At 64.0% G+C, this 16,237-nt stretch carries 13 protein-coding genes; 5 read left to right on the top strand and 8 right to left on the bottom strand.

Features of this window, described 5'->3' with window-relative positions; translation table 11 throughout:
* Positions 1-16: 16 nt before the first annotated feature.
* Together queF and N7650_RS16875 are read right to left on the bottom strand one after the other, a co-directional pair.
* Entirely contained in the window at positions 17-847 is an 831-nt protein-coding gene (queF, locus tag N7650_RS16880; protein WP_279899204.1) for an NADPH-dependent 7-cyano-7-deazaguanine reductase QueF, read from the bottom strand.
* A 57-nt stretch (positions 848-904) separates the two neighbouring features.
* Entirely contained in the window at positions 905-1,390 is a 486-nt protein-coding gene (locus tag N7650_RS16875) for a cupredoxin family protein (protein WP_279899203.1), read from the bottom strand.
* A 150-nt stretch (positions 1,391-1,540) separates the two neighbouring features.
* Here N7650_RS16875 and N7650_RS16870 point away from each other — a divergent pair, with 150 nt between their 5' ends.
* Both N7650_RS16870 and N7650_RS16865 read left to right on the top strand, forming a co-directional pair.
* Complete coding sequence (locus tag N7650_RS16870) at positions 1,541-2,221, top strand: heavy metal response regulator transcription factor (RefSeq protein ID WP_009394771.1); 681 nt, start codon at positions 1,541-1,543, stop codon at positions 2,219-2,221.
* Entirely contained in the window at positions 2,218-3,561 is a 1,344-nt protein-coding gene (locus N7650_RS16865; protein ID WP_279899208.1) for a heavy metal sensor histidine kinase, read from the top strand. The genes N7650_RS16870 and N7650_RS16865 overlap by 4 nt, the downstream gene beginning before the upstream one ends.
* Before the next feature lie 6 nt (positions 3,562-3,567).
* Here N7650_RS16865 and N7650_RS16860 read toward each other — a convergent pair whose 3' ends face one another.
* From N7650_RS16860 to N7650_RS16850, 3 genes are all read right to left on the bottom strand, one after another.
* The gene (locus N7650_RS16860) at positions 3,568-4,812 is read right to left on the bottom strand and encodes a lipoprotein-releasing ABC transporter permease subunit (RefSeq protein WP_009394769.1); all 1,245 of its coding nucleotides are present in this window, start codon (positions 4,810-4,812) and stop codon (positions 3,568-3,570) included.
* A gap of 80 nt (positions 4,813-4,892) precedes the next feature.
* Positions 4,893-5,576: a lipoprotein-releasing ABC transporter ATP-binding protein LolD gene (lolD, locus tag N7650_RS16855; protein WP_170394411.1), complete on the bottom strand. Its 684-nt coding sequence runs from the start codon at positions 5,574-5,576 to the stop codon at positions 4,893-4,895.
* A gap of 7 nt (positions 5,577-5,583) precedes the next feature.
* Positions 5,584-6,834, bottom strand: coding sequence for a lipoprotein-releasing ABC transporter permease subunit (locus N7650_RS16850; RefSeq protein ID WP_009394767.1), 1,251 nt, complete (start codon positions 6,832-6,834; stop codon positions 5,584-5,586).
* Between the two features lie 94 nt (positions 6,835-6,928).
* On the opposite strand from N7650_RS16850, the gene N7650_RS16845 reads away from it, so the two are divergent.
* Positions 6,929-7,516 carry a PilZ domain-containing protein gene (locus N7650_RS16845; RefSeq protein ID WP_279899202.1) on the top strand — a complete coding sequence of 196 codons (588 nt, stop codon included), beginning with the start codon at positions 6,929-6,931 and terminating at the stop codon, positions 7,514-7,516.
* A gap of 36 nt (positions 7,517-7,552) precedes the next feature.
* Positions 7,553-8,275 carry a glycerophosphodiester phosphodiesterase gene (locus tag N7650_RS16840; protein WP_279899201.1) on the top strand — a complete coding sequence of 241 codons (723 nt, stop codon included), beginning with the start codon at positions 7,553-7,555 and terminating at the stop codon, positions 8,273-8,275.
* A 42-nt stretch (positions 8,276-8,317) separates the two neighbouring features.
* On the opposite strand, the gene sthA is transcribed toward N7650_RS16840, so the two are convergent.
* The 3 genes from sthA to N7650_RS16825 all read right to left on the bottom strand — a co-directional run bounded on the left by sthA (position 8,318) and on the right by N7650_RS16825 (position 12,616).
* Positions 8,318-9,712, bottom strand: a complete 1,395-nt coding sequence (sthA, locus tag N7650_RS16835; protein WP_009394761.1) for a Si-specific NAD(P)(+) transhydrogenase — start codon at positions 9,710-9,712, stop codon at positions 8,318-8,320.
* 170 nt (positions 9,713-9,882) lie between these two features.
* On the bottom strand, positions 9,883-10,902 hold the full coding sequence (locus N7650_RS16830; RefSeq protein ID WP_279899199.1) for an FAD:protein FMN transferase: 1,020 nt from the start codon (positions 10,900-10,902) through the stop codon (positions 9,883-9,885).
* Positions 10,903-11,152: 250 nt separating this feature from the next.
* The gene (locus N7650_RS16825) at positions 11,153-12,616 is read right to left on the bottom strand and encodes a glyceraldehyde-3-phosphate dehydrogenase (protein WP_279899197.1); all 1,464 of its coding nucleotides are present in this window, start codon (positions 12,614-12,616) and stop codon (positions 11,153-11,155) included.
* Positions 12,617-12,785: 169 nt separating this feature from the next.
* On the opposite strand from N7650_RS16825, the gene mfd reads away from it, so the two are divergent.
* Positions 12,786-16,235 (top strand): transcription-repair coupling factor, encoded by a 3,450-nt coding sequence (gene mfd, locus N7650_RS16820; protein ID WP_009404629.1) that lies wholly within the window; start codon positions 12,786-12,788, stop codon positions 16,233-16,235.
* The last annotated feature ends 2 nt before the right edge of the window (positions 16,236-16,237 follow it).

Raw genomic sequence — 16,237 nt, 5'->3', positions numbered from 1 at the left:
GCTCTTCAGATAATGGTTACTGCCGCACCAACCGCCGGTTATCCACCTCGACCGGCCCCATGCTCCGGTACGGATTGATATCCAGCCCGCCGCGCCGCACATAGCGCGCATACACGGTCAGGTGCTCGGGATCGAGCAGGCGCTTGAGGTCCAGCCAGATCCGCTCCACGCATTGCTCATGGAAATCCGCATGCTGGCGGAAGCTGACCAGATAGCCCAGCAGACTCGCCGCATCCAGCTCCGGCCCACGGTATTCCACCACCACGCTGCCCCAGTCCGGCTGGCCGGTGACCGGGCAGTTGGATTTCAGCAGGTGGCTGTGCAGAACCTGCTCGACCGGCTTGTCCCGGTTGCAGCGCAGCAGTTCCGGCTGCGGCTGCTCATAGTTGCTGATGCTGACATCAAGGTCGTCGATGCACTGCCCCGGCAGGCTCGTTACGCCCTCCCCAGACACTTCACCCAGGCTGCGGATGCGCACGCCCACAGGCTTGCCGGCGGCGGCACTGAGGTCTTTCACCAGGCACGCCTGCAACGCCTCGGTGGAGTCGAATGGCGTCTGGTTCAACGAATTGAGATACAACTTGAACGACTTGGACTCGATGATGTTCGGCGAGTCGGCAGGAATGGCGAACTCGCCGATGGCCACCACCGGCTTGCCCGAAGGCAGCAGCCAGGACAGCTCGAAGCAGTTCCAGAAGTCGACGCCCTGCCACGGCAGGTTGTCGCCGCTGACGCCCAGCTCCGCCCACTTCGCCAGGCGCGGGATGGGAAACAGCAGGGACGGAGTGTAGGTGGAGACGTATTCGCTGGATTTACCCAGCGGAGAGTGTTCTGCAGCGGGGTGCATGGCTCAAACCTGAAGGACGAAATTGCCGTAGTTTATCGGGTTTGAGCCATGGATGGCTCACCGGGCGATATTCAGCGTGCCGACCATCCCCGCCTGATAGTGGCCAGGCACGTTGCAAGCGAACTCGATGGGCGCGGAATTGCTGAACGTCCAGGTCAGTTCCCCACGTTGTCCGGGCTGGACCAGAACCGTGTTGGGGTCGTCGTGCTGCATGCCGTGGTTCATATCGCCGTGGCCCATTTTCGAGTGATCCATCTGCGCCATGGCGAGCATTTCCTTCTGGTGCGCCGTATGCATCGCCGTATCGCCGAGGTTGAACTCATGAGCCACCTGCCCTTTGTTGATCACTACGAAACGCACGGTTTCGCCGGCCTTGACCTCCAGGGTACGCGGCTCGAAGTACATGTCTCCCAGGGTTACCTCGACGGTCCGGGTCGCCTTGGCCGCCGGGGCTGGCTGGCCGAAGGCGAACCCCTGGCCTGGCGCGGCCAGGGCCGGCAGGCTGAGCAAGGTAAGCAGGACGGTGGTGAGTGCGCGCTTCATCGGGGTACCTCGTTGCGAACGGTTCAGGGTGCCATGGTGCAAAAACCGCGCTGGCATCGACCTGACGAAAAGATTACAACTTTGTCAGCTTCACCCTGCTCCTTTGCCGGACAGGTATAACGTCACCGTCACCCCGAGCCGAGCCCCCCAATGAAACTGCTGATCGTCGAAGACCAGGCCAAGACCGGCCAGTACCTGCGCCAGGGCCTCAGCGAGGCCGGGTTCAGCACGGAACTGGCCAGCGACGGCGAAACCGGCCAGTTCATGGCCCTGACCGGCGACTACGATCTGCTGATTCTCGATGTAATGCTGCCTGGCCGCGACGGCTGGCAGATTCTCCAGGCGGTGCGCGACGCCGGCCACAGCGTGCCGGTGCTGTTCCTCACCGCCCGGGATGCCGTCGAGGACCGCGTCCACGGCCTGGAACTGGGTGCCGACGATTACCTGGTCAAGCCATTTGCCTTTTCCGAGCTGCTGGCCCGGGTCCGCACCCTGCTGCGCCGCGGCAGCAATCCGGCGCAGGAAACCACCCTCGGCCTGGCCGACCTGCGCCTGGACCTGATCCGCCGTCGCGTTGAACGCGCCGGCCAGCGCCTGGACCTGACCGCCAAGGAATTCGCTTTGCTCGAACTGCTCCTGCGCCGCCAGGGCGAAGTGCTGCCCAAGTCGCTGATCGCCTCGCAGGTCTGGGACATGAATTTCGACAGCGACACCAACGTCATCGAAGTGGCGATCCGCCGTCTGCGCCTGAAAATCGACGACGCCCACGAGAACAAGCTGATCCATACGGTGCGCGGCATGGGTTATGTGCTGGAAGAGCGTCGAGCCTGATGCCCCGCCTGTCCCTCGGCGTACGCCTGGCCCTGCTGTTCGCTGCCTGCACGGCGGTGGTTTCGTTGTTGGCGGGCATACTGTTCAGCCGTGCCAGCGAGGCGCATTTCGTCGAGCTGGACCAGCAATTGCTGAACAGCCGCCTGCCAGTGCTGCAACGGATCCTTGAAGGTGTCGATAGCCCCGCCGCCCTCGAATCCCGGCTTCCCGGGCTGAAGGAAGAACTGGCTCACCAGGCGGATCTCGCCCTGCGCCTGCAAGGCCCGGACGGCAGCCTGTGGTTCGCCAGCCGCAGCAACCTGCCCGACAGCCCGGGCACGCCAGGCCTCGCTACCCTGCACGCCGACCACAGCGATTACCGCAGCCTCGACGTGCAATTGCCGGATGCCCGACTGACCCTGTACCTCGATATCACCCACCACCAGCATTTCCTGCAGCGCATGCAGCACCTGATCTGGCTGACCGTCGGCCTCAGCGCCCTGGCCACTGCGCTGCTCGGCGCCTGGGCCGCGCGCAGCGGCCTGCGCCCCTTGCGCCGGATGGGCGAAGTGGCCGCCAGCGTGTCCGCACGCTCGCTGACCACGCGCCTTCCGGTCGAGCAAATGCCCGTGGAACTGGCGGAGCTGGCCGGCACCATGAACGCCATGCTCGAACGCCTGGACGACGCCTTCCAGCGCCTTTCAGCCTTCTCCGCGGATATCGCCCATGAGCTGCGCACGCCGCTGTCCAACCTGCTGACCCACACCCAGGTCACCCTGACCCGCCCGCGCAGCCTGGACGAATACCGGGAAGCCCTGCACGGCAACCTGGAAGAGCTGCAACGGATGGCGCAGATGGTCAACGACATGCTGTACCTGGCCAAGGCCGACCACGGCCTGCTGATGCCCAATCGCGAGCCGCTGGCGCTGCACGGGGAAGCGGATGCGTTGCTGGAGTATTACGGCGCGCTGGCCGAGGACACCGGGGTTGGCTTGAGCCGCACGGGAGAAGCGATCCTGGCCGGCGACCGGCATATGCTGCGGCGCGCCCTGTCCAACCTGCTGGACAATGCCCTGCGCTTCACCCCCGGCGATGGGGAGATCAGGATCAGTATCGAAGAATGCGACGGCGGGATTCACCTGGAAGTCGCCAATCGCGGCGAGCCAATCGACGCGGCGCTGTTGCCGCGCCTGTTCGACCGTTTCTACCGCGCCGATCCGGCACGCCGGGCCGGCAGCAGCGAGCATGCCGGGCTGGGCCTGGCCATCACCCAATCCATCGTCCGCGCCCATGGCGGCAGCATTCGCGCCGAATCGGCGCAGGGCTGGACCCGATTCATCATCGAGCTGCCCGCCGCCTGAACAGGCTTATTCGTAGCGCAGCGCCATCGCCGGCTCGACCTGCGAGGCACGCCAGGCCGGATAAATGGTGGCGAGGAAGCTCATCACCAGGCCGGCACTGCAGATTAGCACCACATCGCCCCATTGCAGTTCCGACGGCAGCGAACTGATGAAGTACACGTCGGAGGTGAAGATGTGCTGGCCGCTGACGCGCTCGATCCAGCCCACCACGTCGCTGACGTTCAGTGCCAGGGCCACGCCCAGCACGCCGCCGATCAGGGTGCCGACCACACCGATCAGGCTGCCCTGGACCATGAAGGTGCCCATGATCTGTCCCGGTGTGGCACCGATGGTGCGCAGGATCGCAATGTCGGCCCCCTTGTCGTTCACCACCATGATCAGGGTGGCGATGATGTTGAAGGCCGCCACCGCGATGATCATCAGCAGCAACAGGCCGATCATGGTCTTTTCCATCTTCATCGCGCTGAACAGGCTGCCCTGGGTGTGGGTCCAGTCGTCGGCACGATAGCCGTCGCCGAGGCTGCCGGCGATCGCGCCGGAAACCGCCGGCGCGGCGTACAGGTCCTTGATCTTCAGGCGCACGCTTTGCACCTGGTTCGGCTCCCAGCGCTGCATCTGCGCGGCATCGGCCATATGGATCATGGCCATGGACCCGTCCAGTTCGGCACCGACCTTGAAGATGCCGACCACGTTCAAGCGCTGCATGCGCGGCGTGATGCCACCCGGCTCGCTGCTCGCTTCCGGAACGATCAGGGTCAGCTTGTCACCGACATTGAGACGGAAGCGCCGCGCAGTGATTTCGCCAACGACCACGCCGAATTCGCCTGGCTTCAGGTCTTCAAGGCTGCCCTGGACGATGTGTTGGGTGACGATCGAGACCTTGCCTTCCTGGGCCGGGTCGATGCCACTGACCTGGATCGGCTGCATCGAACCCTTGTAGGAGAGCATGCCTTCCATCTCGGTGAAGGGTACCGCGGCGACTACCTCGGGATTCTTCAGGGCGGCCGCAGCCACCGGCTGCCAGTCATCCAGCGGCTTGGCGCCGATGATCATGGCGTGGGGCACCATGCCGAGAATGCGCGCGCTCATTTCGCGCTGGAAGCCGTTCATCACCGAGAGCACGGTGATCATCGCCAGCACGCCCAGGGACAGGCCGATCATCGAGGTCATGGAAATGAACGAGATGAAGTGGTTGCGGCGCTTGGCGCGGGTGTAGCGAGCGCCGATGAAAATGGACAAGGGTCTGAACATGAAGTGATGCACCCAGGCAAGGAAAACGACCAGGGCGCCCGGCTATGCCACGGGCGCCCGCCACGAGTCAGATCGACGCTTCAGATCGGAACCAGGTGGCCCTCTTCCAGGCGCAGCACGCGGTCCATCTGCCGGGCCAGGTTCAGGTCATGGGTCACCACCAGGAAGGCGGTCTGCGACGAGGTGCTCAATTCGCGCATCAGGTCCTGGATACCCTGGGCGGTGTGCTGGTCGAGGTTGCCGGTCGGCTCGTCGAGCATCACCAGGCCGGGACGGTTGACCAGCGCCCGGGCGATCGCCACGCGCTGGCGCTCGCCACCGGACAGCTCGGCCGGCTTGTGCCCCAGGCGATGACCGAGGCCGACGCGCTTGAGCAACGCCTCGGCACGCTCGCGGGCTTCGGGAATCGCGGTACGACCGATCAACAGCGGCATGCACACGTTCTCCAGCGCGGTGAACTCGGGCAGCAAGTGGTGGAACTGGTAGACGAAGCCCAGCGCGCGGTTGCGCAGCAGGCCGCGGGCACGTTCGCCAAGGGCGGACAGTTCCTCGCCGGCCAGCCACACGCTGCCCTGGCTCGGGGTATCGAGGCCACCCAGCAGGTTGAGCAAGGTGCTCTTGCCCGATCCGGAACTGCCGACGATGGCCACGCGCTCGCCGGGGAACAGTTCCAATTGCAGGTTCGACAGCACCTGCACCGACTCCGGGCCCTCGTCATAGGACTTGCCCAGGTTGCGGCAACTCAGTACGGCTTTATCACTCATGCCCAACTCACTCATAACGAAGCGCCTCCGCGGGCTGGGTGCGTGCCGCACGCCAGGCCGGATACAAGGTGGCGAGGAAACTCAGGACCAGCGCCGCGCCGCAGACCATCCATACGTCCTCGGCCATGATCCGGGACGGCAGGTAGTCGATGAAGTAGACGTCGGCGTTGAGGAATTTATGCCCGATCAGGGTTTCCAGACCGGCGATGGCGGCGCTGACATTCAGCGCCGCAAGAATGCCGACAACGGCACCGATGGCGGTACCGAGCACGCCGATGATGGTGCCCTGGACCATGAAAATCGCCATGATCTGTCGCGGCGTGGAGCCCAGGGTACGCAGGATGGCGATATCGCCGCGCTTGTCGTTCACCACCATGACCAGGGTGGAAATGATGTTGAACGCCGCCACCGCGACAATCAGCAGCAGGAGCAGGCCGATCATCGCCTTCTCCATGCGGATCGCCTGGTACAGGTTGCCGTAGCTGCGGGTCCAGTCGCGGGCGTAGAACTCCTGGTCGCCCAGTTGATGGGCAATGTTGTAGGCAATGCGCGGGGCCTGGAACAGGTCGTCGAACTTCAGGCGCAGGCCCTGGACCTGGTCCGGTTTCCAGCGATGCAGGCGCGAAAGGTCGGCGATGTTGGTCAGCCCCAGGAAGCCATCGATCTCGCCTGCGCCGACATGGAAGGTGCCGACCACGGTGAAGCGCTTCATGCGCGGGAACATGCCGGCCGGGGTCACGGTGACCTCGGGGGCGACGAAGGTCACCTTGTCGCCGATGCCGACACCCAGCCTGCTCGCGGCCTTGTCGCCGATCATGATGCCGAAGTCGCCGGGCGCCAGGTCTTCCAGCCGCCCCTGCCGGATAAAGTCGCCGATAATCGAAACCTTGCGCTCCTGCGCCGGGTCAACCCCATTGAGCAGGACCTTCTGTACCTTGCCGGCGTGGGTCAGCAGCCCCTGCATCTGGGTGAAGGGCGCGACATCGAGCACCGATGGATTCTGCTTTACTTGATCGGCAAGGGCTGGCCAGTCGGTCAGCGGTTGCCCGGTCTCGAGGGTCGCATGAGGGACCATGCCCAGGACCCGGGTACGCATCTCATGGTCGAAACCGTTCATGACCGAGAGCACCACGATCATCACCACCACGCCAAGGGCGAGGCCGATCATCGAGGTCAGGGAAATGAACGAGACGAAGTGGTTGCGACGCTTGGCACGGGTGTAGCGCGTGCCGATGTAGACGAAAAGAGGTCTGAACATGTCGGGGCTTGTTCGGATGAAAGAGGAACGTCCTTGTGGCGGGGGCAGGACAGCGGATTTACACTCAGACCACCGCCGTAACCATGGGTTCGCCATGTCGACATTAGATGAAGAAGATCGCCGCGAATACTACCGTATCGACGACAGGATCGCACTGGAAATTAGCCCGCTGAGCGCAGCGGAGGCCCTTGGCACGGACTTATTGCAAGATGATTCCCCGCTGTTCAATCTGCTCAGCGAACTGCACCTGAGCGAGTTCGAATCCCAGCACCTGCTGCGCCAGCTGAGCGAGAAGGACCGCACCCTCGCCGCCTTCCTCAAGGCCCAGAACAAACGCATCGACCTGCTCAGCGCGGTACTCGCGCAGACCTTGATCGGCGAGATCGGCGCACCGCAACCGGTAAAGCTCTCCGAAGGCGGGGTCGAGTTCAACAGCGCCGAGCCCTTCGAGCCCGGCAGCCGCGTCGCCCTCAAGATGGTGCTGATGCCCCGGGCTTCCGGCCTGCTCCTGCGCGGCAAGGTCACCCATTGCGCCAGGCGGGCCGACGGCAGCTACGAGCTGGGCTGCGAATTCATCGACATGAGCGATGCCCAGCGCCAGTTGCTCGCCCGCTATATCCTGCAACGACAGCAACAGCAACGCCGCCAGGCACTGGAACAGAACGCCCCACCGACTTCCTGATTTTCAGCTTTCGGTCTTTTCATTGAAGGAACAAACGTGACGCAGATCTACGGCCATCGCGGCGCCAAGGGCGAAGCCCCGGAAAACACCCTGACCAGCTTCCAGCAGTGCCTCGGGCACGGCGTGCGGCGCTGCGAACTGGACCTGCACCTGTCGGCCGACAACGAGCTGATGGTGATCCATGACCCGACCCTGAAACGCACCACCGGCCGCCGCGGCAAGGTGGTCGAGCATCCCGCCGCCGACCTGGTGACCTACGACGCGCGCAAGGGTGGTCCGGGCTGGGTGCAGCCCTGCCCTATCCCACGCCTCGAGGAACTGTTCGAGAAATGCCCGTTCGAGCACTGGCAACTGGAGGTCAAGAGCGCCTCGCGCACCCGTGCGGCAACCACCGTCCTGGCCATTCGCGAAATGGCCCAGCGCTTCGGCCTGCTGGACAAGGTGACCATCACCTCCAGCTCCCGCGAAGTACTGGGTGCCGCCCAGGAACTGGTCCCGGACATTTCCCGCGGGCTGGTGGCGGAATATGCCTGGCTCGACCCGCTGAAGGTCGCGCAGAACTACGGTTGCGAGCTGCTGGCATTGAACTGGACGCTGTGCAGCCCCGAGCGGCTGGTCAAGGCCCAGCGCCAGGGATTGCACGTGTCGGTGTGGACAGTCAACGAGCCGGCGCTGATGCGCCGACTCGCCGACTTCGGCGTGGACAGCCTGATTACAGACTTTCCCGGTTTGGCCACTGCCACCCTCGGGAATCGCTGAAATCGATCTCCCCGGCCGGCTCAGGCCACCGGCCGGAGCCGCTCAAAAAAGCCGGTTGAGGCCATCGTAGGCCGCCACCCGATAGGCTTCGGCCATGGTCGGGTAGTTGAAGGTGGTGTTGACGAAGTACTTCAGGGTATTGCGCTCACCCGGCTGATCCATGATGGCCTGGCCGATATGGACGATCTCCGACGCCTGGTAGCCGAAGCAGTGCACACCGAGGATCTGCAGGGTTTCACGGTGGAACAGGATCTTCAGCATGCCTTGCGGCTCGCCGGCGATCTGCGCTCGGGCCATGCTCTTGAAGAAGGCCTTGCCCACTTCGTAAGGCACCTTGGCCTGGGTCAGTTCCTGCTCGTTCTTGCCGATCGAGCTGATCTCGGGAATGGTGTAGATCCCGGTCGGCACGTCGTTGACGAAGCGCCAGCTGCCATTGTCGACGATGCTGCCGGCAGCGGAACGGCCTTGGTCGTGGGCGGCGCTGGCCAGGCTCGGCCAGCCGATCACGTCACCGGCGCCGTAGATGTTCGGCACCTGGGTACGGTAGGCCTCGTCCACTTCGATCTGTCCGCGGCTGTTGACCTTGATGCCGATGTTTTCCAACCCGAGCTTGTCGGTGTTGCCGGTGCGGCCGTTGCACCACAGCAAGGCGTCGGCCTTGATCTTCTTGCCCGACTTCAAGTGCAGGATCACCCCGTTGTCCAGGCCTTCGACGCGCTCGTACTCTTCGTTGTGGCGTACGGTGATGTTGTTGTTGCTGAAGTGATAGCTCAGGGCCTGGGAGATTTCCGAATCGAGGAAGCTCAGCAGCTGGCCACGGTTGTCCACCAGCTCCACCAGAACCCCCAGGCCGCTGAAGATCGACGCATATTCGCAACCGATCACACCGGCGCCGTAGACGATCAGCTTGCGCGGGGTGTGGCCGAGGCTGAGGATGGTGTCGCTATCGTAGATGCGCGGGTGGTGGAAATCGATATCGGCAGGGCGATAAGGGCGTGAGCCGGTGGCGATGATGATGTGCTTGGCCACCAGTTTCTCGACCACACCATTGGCACAGACCACTTCCACGGTCTGCTCGTCGGCGAAGCTGCCGGTGCCGACGAAGACGTCGACGCGGTTGCGCGCGTAGTAGCCGGTGCGCGAGGCGACCTGCTTGGAAATCACCTTCTCGGCGCTCTTGAGCACGTCGGGGAAGGAGAACCAGCGCGGTTCGCCAATGGCCCGGAACATCGGGTTGGTGTTGAACTGCATGATCTGGCGCACCGAGTGACGCAGGGCCTTGGACGGGATGGTGCCCAGATGGGTGCAGTTGCCGCCGACCTGACGACGGCTATCGACCATCGCCACCTTGCGTCCTGCCTTGGCGGCATTCATTGCCGCCCCTTCTCCTGCGGGGCCGGAACCCAGCACCACTACGTCGTAGTTGTAGACAGCCATGCGTACTCCTTCAGAACAGGCCCGGGCGCCACACCGGCGACCGGGGCATCATGGCGCACGGTTGGACGCCATGAAAAAATTCGGGTGCAGTCTAATCAAGCTTGAACGGCGCGCACATTAACCCTTGGTCGCGTCGTAGGCTATTTTTCTCTGCACTACATGCAAGACATTCATTCTTCGTTTTTACCTGCGTTCCTACCGACGATCCGCTCGAAGGCCGGGGTCACACGGGCGATAAAACCGCTATCGGCACGCATGACGAAAACCGCAGGCAGATTCTGTGCCACGGCGAATTCCCAACCCTGCTCCGGCCCGAGGATCAGCAACAGGGTCGAATAACCGTCGGCTACCAGCGCCGACGCCTCGAACACCGTGACCGCCGCCAGTGCATGGGCGATCGGCCTGCCGAGCCGGGCATCGAAGGTATGGGAAAAGCGCTGGCCATTTTCCTCGAAATAATTGCGGTAGTCACCCGAGGTGGACACTCCAAGCCCATCGATGCCGAGGATCTGCTCGGCGATCTGGCGGTCTTCCCGCGGCCACTCCAGGGCCACGCGCCAGGCGCTGCCATCGGACTTGCGGCCGACCGCCTTGAGTTCGCCGGTGACTTCCACCAGCAGGTCGTCGATGCCCAGCGCTTGCAGGCGTTCGACGATGCGATCGACACTGTAGCCGGCGGCGATACTGTTGAAGTCCAGCTCCAGGGCGATGTCCTTGCATAACTGCTGGCCTTCGATGCGCAGATGGCCCTGCCCCACGCGCTGGCGGACTTCGGCCAGGCGCTCGGCAGCGGGGACTTTTTCTTCGCGCGACTGGGGACCGAAGCCCCAGAGGTCCATCAGGGGTTCGACGCTGAGGTCGTAGGCGCCACCGCTTTCGCGCCAGAGGGTTTCGCCCAGGCGCACCAGCTTGAGCACATCGGCGGGCATCGGCTGGCAACTGTTGGCGGGCAGGCGGTTGAAGCGGGCGACTTCGGAGTCGCTGCGGTAGGTGGAGAAATGCTGGTCGATCTCGGCGAGGATGCTTTCGATCTCCTTCTTGACCTGGCCGGCGTCCGGGCCCGAGGCGGGCGGGACGTATTGCACGGTCCAGGTGCTGCCCATGGTGGGGCCGGTGAGGCGCTCGACCGGGTCAGGTTTGCTGCAAGCTGTAAGGGCAAGGGCACAGAGGATGCTCAGGGCTGTTTTCAAATGCTCCTCCTGTAGCAATCTTCAGGGCCTCATCGCTGGCAAGCCAGCTCCCACAGGTATCGTGTGCACCGCTAAATTTGTAGGAGTCATCAACCACAACACAGGCCTGCATGCCTGCCTCCACTGGAGCTGTACACACCGAACCCTGTGGGAGCTGGCTTGCCAGCGATGAGGCCCTGAAGCATAAAACAAAACGCCAAAAAAAACGGGAACCCGCAGGCTCCCGTTCCTTTTCAACGCACCAGCAAGCTTAGCGCGGGAACGCAGGCGGGTTCACACCGGCCATGTCTTCCATCACGCGCACGACCTGGCAGCTGTAACCGAATTCGTTGTCGTACCAGACGTACAGGACAACACGGTTTTCGTTGCAGATGGTGGCTTCGGCGTCGACCACACCGGCGTGACGCGAACCGACGAAGTCGGTCGATACCACTTCCTGGCTGCTCACGTAGTCGATCTGCTTGTGCAGCTCGGAATGCATGGCGGTCTGGCGCAGGTACTCGTTCAGCTCTTCGCGAGTCGTGGCCTTTTCCAGGTTCAGGTTGAGGATCGCCATGGAGACGTTCGGCGTCGGAACGCGGATGGCGTTGCCGGTCAGTTTGCCCTTCAGCACTGGCAGTGCCTTGGCGGCTGCGGTGGCGGCGCCGGTCTCGGTGATGACCATGTTCAGCGGCGCGGCACGACCGCGACGGCTGCCCTTGTGGAAGTTGTCGATCAGGTTCTGGTCGTTGGTGAACGAGTGAACGGTTTCGACGTGGCCGTTGACGATGCCGTACTGGTCATTCAGCGCCTTCAGCACCGGCACGATGGCATTGGTGGTGCAGGAAGCGGCGGAGATGATCTTGTCGTCGGCAGTGATGTCGCCGTGGTTGATGCCGTGCACGATGTTCTTCAGCGCGCCCTTGCCAGGTGCGGTGAGGATCACGCGGGCAGCGCCCGGGCAGGCCAGGTGCTGGCCCAGGCCCTCGGCGTCGCGCCATACACCGGTGTTGTCGACGATCAGGGCGTTGTCGATACCGTACTGGGTGTAGTCGACTTCGCTCGGCGCCTTGGCGTAGATCACCTGGATCAGGTTGCCGTTGGCGGTGATGGTGTTGTTCTCTTCGTCGACGGTGATGGTGCCGTCGAACGGGCCGTGAACCGAGTCACGACGCAGCAGGCTGGCACGCTTGATCAGGTCGTTGGTCGCGCCCTTGCGCACGACGATGGCGCGCAGGCGCAGGCCGTCGCCACCACCGGTCTTCTCGATCAGGATGCGCGCCAGCAGGCGGCCGATGCGGCCGAAACCGTACAGGACGACGTCGGTGCCCTTGCGTGCGGAAGCGTTCTGCTGACCAGCCACTTCGGCCAGTTCTTCACGGACGAACTGCTCGACGCTGCGGCCATTGCCTTCAAGCTTGAACTTGTTGGCCAGCTTGCCCAGGTCGACCGAGGCGGCGCCCAGTTTCAGCTCGCTCATGGCCTTGAGCAGGGGGAATGTCTCGTGGACGGACAGTTCGGTTTCGTCGCTCTGGCGATGACGGGCAAAGCGATGCGCTTTGAGGATCGAGATCACCGAGCGGTTGATCAGGCTGCGGCCATAGATCGAGCTCACCACGTTGTTATTGCGGTAGAGCTGACCGATAAGCGGGATCATCGCTTCTGCAAGTGCTTCACGATCGATCCACTCACCAAGACACTGGTCGGGCTTCTGAGTCACGGGAACCTTCCACATGTAGGGACAGAAAAAAGGGGCTACATTATGACGCCGAGCTCTCGTTCGAGCAATGAGCGCCTGTCGCCCCCGTCACGTCGCGCCAATTTGACCACTGCAAGCCTTACCCCATGGGCTTCGGACCGGTACAATCGATCTCTTTGTCGCAACGCTTGGAGCTCGACCTCCCGTGCCAGTTCTGCGTCTACCGCACCTTCCGGCCACCGCCGGCAAACAAACCTGGGGCAACCTGCCCGGCGCCGCCCTGAGCCTGGCCATCGCCGAGGCTGCCAGCGCCGCCAAACGCTTCACCCTGCTACTGACCGCCGATAGCCAGAGCGCCGACCGGCTGGAGCAGGAACTGCGCTTCTTCGCGCCGGAGCTGGCGGTGTTGCCCTTCCCAGATTGGGAAACCCTGCCCTACGACCTGTTCTCCCCGCACCAGGACATCATCTCGCAGCGGATCGCCAGCCTGTACCGCCTGCCGGAGCTGGACCACGGCATCCTGGTGGTGCCGATCACCACCGCCCTGCACCGCCTGGCGCCAACCCGCTTCCTGCTCGGCAGCAGCCTGGTCCTGGATATCGGCCAGAAGCTCGATGTGGAACAGATGCGCAGCCGCCTGGAGGCCAGCGGCTACCGCTGCGTCGATACCGTCTACGAACATGGCGAGTTCGCCGTGCGTGGCGCCCTGATCGACCTGTTCCCCATGGGCAGCAAGCTGCCCTACCGCATCGATCTGTTCGACGACGAGATCGAGACCCTGCGCACCTTCGACCCGGAGACCCAGCGCTCCATCGACAAGGTCGGCTCGGTACGCCTGCTACCGGCGCGGGAATTCCCCCTGCAGAAGGACGCGGTGACCCGCTTCAAGGCGCGCTTCCGCGAGCGCTTCGACGTGGACTTCCGCCGCAGCCCGATCTTCCAGGACCTCACCAGCGGGATCATCCCCGCCGGCATCGAGTACTACCTGCCGCTGTTCTTCGATGAAACCTCGACCCTGTTCGACTACCTGCCCCAGGATACCCAGGTGTTCTCCCTGCCGGGCGTGGAACAGGCCGCCGAGCATTTCTGGAACGACGTGCGCGGCCGCTACGAAGAGCGCCGCATCGATCCGAACCGGCCACTGCTGCCGCCCGCCGAGCTGTTCCTGCCGGTGGAAGACTGCTTTGCCAGGCTCAAGGGCTGGCCGCGCATCGTGGTCAGCGCCGATGACGTGGATGCCGGCGTCGGCCGCGAGCGCTTCCCGGCGCAGAAACTGCCGAACCTGGCCATCGAGGCCAAGGCCAACCAGCCGCTGGCCGCGCTTTCGGAGTTCCTCGACCAGTTCCCCGGCCGGGTGTTGTTCACCGCCGAATCCGCCGGCCGGCGCGAAGTGCTCCTGGAACTGCTCGAACGCCTGAAACTGCGCCCGCAGACCGTGGACAGCTGGCTCGACTTCGTCACCGGCAAGGAGCGCCTGGCAATCACCATCGCCCCGCTGGACGACGGCCTGGTGCTGGAAGACCCGGCCCTGGCGCTGGTCGCCGAAAGCCCGTTGTTCGGCCAGCGCGTGATGCAGCGCCGACGTCGCGAGAAACGCAGCGACGCCAGCAACGACGCGGTGATCAAGAACCTTACCGAGCTGCGCGAAGGCGCCCCGGTGGTGCATATCGACCACGGTGTCGGCCGCTACCTGGGCCTGGCGACATTGGAGATCGACAACCAGGCCGCCGAATTCCTCACCCTGGAATACGCCGAAGGCGCCAAGCTCTACGTGCCGGTAGCCAACCTGCACCTGATCGCCCGCTACACCGGCAGCGACGACGCCCTGGCCCCGCTGCACCGGCTCGGTTCCGAGACCTGGCAGAAGGCCAAGCGCAAGGCGGCCGAGCAGGTTCGCGATGTCGCCGCCGAGCTGCTCGACATCTATGCCCGCCGCGCCGCGCGCAAGGGTTACGCCTTCGCCGACCCGGCCGCCGACTACGCCGCATTCAGCGCCGGCTTCCCCTTCGAGGAAACCCCGGACCAGCAGAACGCCATCGAAGCGGTGCGCGAAGACATGCTCGCCGCCAAGCCGATGGACCGCCTGGTCTGCGGCGACGTTGGCTTCGGCAAGACCGAGGTGGCCATGCGCGCCGCCTTCATCGCTGTGCACAGCGGTCGCCAGGTGGCCATCCTGGTGCCCACCACCCTGCTCGCCCAGCAGCACTACAACAGCTTCCGCGACCGCTTCGCCGACTGGCCGGTAAGCGTTGAAGTGATGAGCCGCTTCAAGTCGGCCAAGGAAGTCAGCACCGCCATGGGCGAGCTGGCCGAGGGCAAGATCGATATCGTCATCGGCACCCACAAGCTGTTGCAGGACGACGTCAAGTTCAAGGACCTGGGCCTGGTCATCATCGACGAGGAGCACCGTTTCGGCGTGCGCCAGAAGGAACAGCTCAAGGCCCTGCGCAGCGAAGTCGACATCCTCACCCTGACTGCCACGCCGATCCCGCGCACGCTGAACATGGCGGTGTCGGGCATGCGCGACCTGTCGATCATCGCCACCCCGCCGGCCCGCCGGCTGTCGGTGCGTACCTTCGTCATGGAGCAGAACAAGAGCACGATCAAGGAAGCATTGCTGCGCGAGCTGTTGCGCGGCGGCCAGGTCTACTACCTGCACAACGATGTGAAGAGCATCGAGAAATGCGCCGCCGACCTCGCCGAGCTGGTGCCCGAGGCGCGCATCGGCATCGGCCACGGGCAGATGCGCGAGCGCGAACTCGAACAGGTGATGAGCGACTTCTATCACAAGCGCTTCAACGTGCTGATCGCCTCGACCATCATCGAGACCGGCATCGACGTGCCGAGTGCCAACACCATCATCATCGAGCGCGCCGACAAGTTCGGCCTGGCCCAGTTGCACCAGTTGCGCGGCCGGGTCGGACGCAGCCACCACCAGGCCTACGCCTACCTGCTGACGCCGCCGCGCCAGCAGATCACCGCCGATGCGGAGAAGCGCCTGGAAGCCATCGCCAACACCCAGGATCTCGGTGCCGGCTTCGTGCTGGCGACCAACGACCTGGAAATCCGCGGTGCTGGCGAACTGCTCGGCGAAGGCCAGAGCGGGCAGATCCAGGCGGTGGGTTTCACCCTCTACATGGAAATGCTCGAACGTGCAGTCAAGGCGATCCGCAAGGGCACCCAGCCGAACCTCGACCAGCCGCTGGGCGGCGGCCCGGAGATCAACCTGCGCCTGCCGGCGCTGATTCCCGAGGACTACCTGCCCGACGTGCATGCGCGGCTGATCCTGTACAAGCGCATCGCCTCGGCGGTGGACGAAGACGGCCTCAACGACCTGCAAGTGGAGATGATCGACCGCTTCGGCCTGCTCCCCGAGCCGACCAAGAACCTGATCCGCCTGACCCTGCTCAAGCTGCAGGCGGAGAAGCTCGGGATCAAGAAGGTCGATGCCGGCCCGCAAGGCGGCAAGATCGAATTCGAAAGCGAGACCCCGGTCGATCCGCTGGTGCTGATCAAGCTGATCCAGGGCCAGCCCAAGCGCTACAAATTCGAAGGCGCCACCCAGTTCAGGTTCATGGTGCCCATGGAACGCGCCGATGAACGATTCTCGACACTCGAAGCGCTGTTCGAGCGCCTCACCCCGCAAACCGCGTAAGG

It is taken from the genome of Pseudomonas sp. GD04058 (assembly GCF_029836855.1).
In the GTDB taxonomy this organism is placed as follows: Bacteria; Pseudomonadota; Gammaproteobacteria; order Pseudomonadales; family Pseudomonadaceae; genus Aquipseudomonas; species Aquipseudomonas bharatica.
The sequence above is the reverse complement of the archived record's forward strand: the minus strand, read 5'-3'. Positions and strand labels throughout refer to the sequence as shown.

Excerpts from the sequence above, each read along its gene's own strand:
- queF (WP_279899204.1), bottom strand. The coding sequence starts at position 847 with ATGCACCCCGCTGCAGAACACTCTCCGCTGGGTAAATCCAGCGAATAC.
- N7650_RS16875 (WP_279899203.1), bottom strand. The coding sequence starts at position 1,390 with ATGAAGCGCGCACTCACCACCGTCCTGCTTACCTTGCTCAGCCTGCCG.
- N7650_RS16870 (WP_009394771.1), top strand. The coding sequence starts at position 1,541 with ATGAAACTGCTGATCGTCGAAGACCAGGCCAAGACCGGCCAGTACCTG.
- N7650_RS16860 (WP_009394769.1), bottom strand. The coding sequence starts at position 4,812 with ATGTTCAGACCCTTGTCCATTTTCATCGGCGCTCGCTACACCCGCGCC.
- lolD (WP_170394411.1), bottom strand. The coding sequence starts at position 5,576 with ATGAGTGATAAAGCCGTACTGAGTTGCCGCAACCTGGGCAAGTCCTAT.
- N7650_RS16850 (WP_009394767.1), bottom strand. The coding sequence starts at position 6,834 with ATGTTCAGACCTCTTTTCGTCTACATCGGCACGCGCTACACCCGTGCC.
- N7650_RS16845 (WP_279899202.1), top strand. The coding sequence starts at position 6,929 with ATGTCGACATTAGATGAAGAAGATCGCCGCGAATACTACCGTATCGAC.
- sthA (WP_009394761.1), bottom strand. The coding sequence starts at position 9,712 with ATGGCTGTCTACAACTACGACGTAGTGGTGCTGGGTTCCGGCCCCGCA.
- N7650_RS16825 (WP_279899197.1), bottom strand. The coding sequence starts at position 12,616 with ATGTGGAAGGTTCCCGTGACTCAGAAGCCCGACCAGTGTCTTGGTGAG.